1 protein-coding gene is annotated in these 697 nt (G+C 32.4%); it reads left to right on the top strand.

Going from position 1 to position 697, the window contains the following annotated elements; all coding sequences use genetic code 11:
• Positions 1–532 (top strand): SMI1/KNR4 family protein (locus B9N71_RS10640; RefSeq protein ID WP_085165916.1); only part of this gene is annotated, 532 nt, incomplete at its 5' end.
• Positions 533–697: the final 165 nt, after the last annotated feature.

The raw sequence follows: 697 nt of genomic DNA, 5'->3' as shown, positions 1-697 counted from the left end.
CGTTGAAGATGAAGATATTAAACCAAGAGCAAGTAACAAATTCTATGACTCAGAACAAGCAATTAATACCGCTGACCTAAATGAGGTTGAAAAACTTTTAAAGATAAAAATTCCTGTTCAATTAAGACAATTCCTGTTACACCACAATGGTGGAATGCCAGAGAATAATGCTTGGCTGGATCCTGAAGGTGAATTTGAATGGGTTGTAATCCATGAGCTCATACCTGTTAAATACTATAAAAAATTTAATAATAACAAGAACTATTTAATGCCTTTCAAAGCAGCAGATTTATGGGGCAGAAAGTTATTACCGGAAACTTTTTTACCTTTTGCGATTGACGCAGGTGGTAATTATTTCTGCATCGATATTAATAATGGAAAAATATACTACTATACTCTTGACACATGGTCAGACAATTTATCTTTAACGGATAATCAAGATAAGAGTACTCTTTTTCTATGCAATAGCTTTAATGAATTTATTTCTAAATTAGTGTGTGAAGATGATCTAGATGATTTATATGGTTTATAAATAATAGCCGTCAGGTTAATCTGCTCCCAGTTGGTATTGAAGACAATATTTATACATAAAAACTGGCTTATATTACAATACTTTCAGGTATTATGCTCCAGATATTGTCCACTTTGTTCAGCTTGATCCGTTTTAGGTTTTTAGTCAGGTTTAACCTGTGTCAGT

Origin of the sequence: Gilliamella bombi (assembly GCF_900103255.1) — a bacterium.
In the GTDB taxonomy this organism is placed as follows: domain Bacteria; phylum Pseudomonadota; class Gammaproteobacteria; order Enterobacterales; family Orbaceae; genus Gilliamella; species Gilliamella bombi.
The sequence above is the reverse complement of the archived record's forward strand: the minus strand, read 5'-3'. Positions and strand labels throughout refer to the sequence as shown.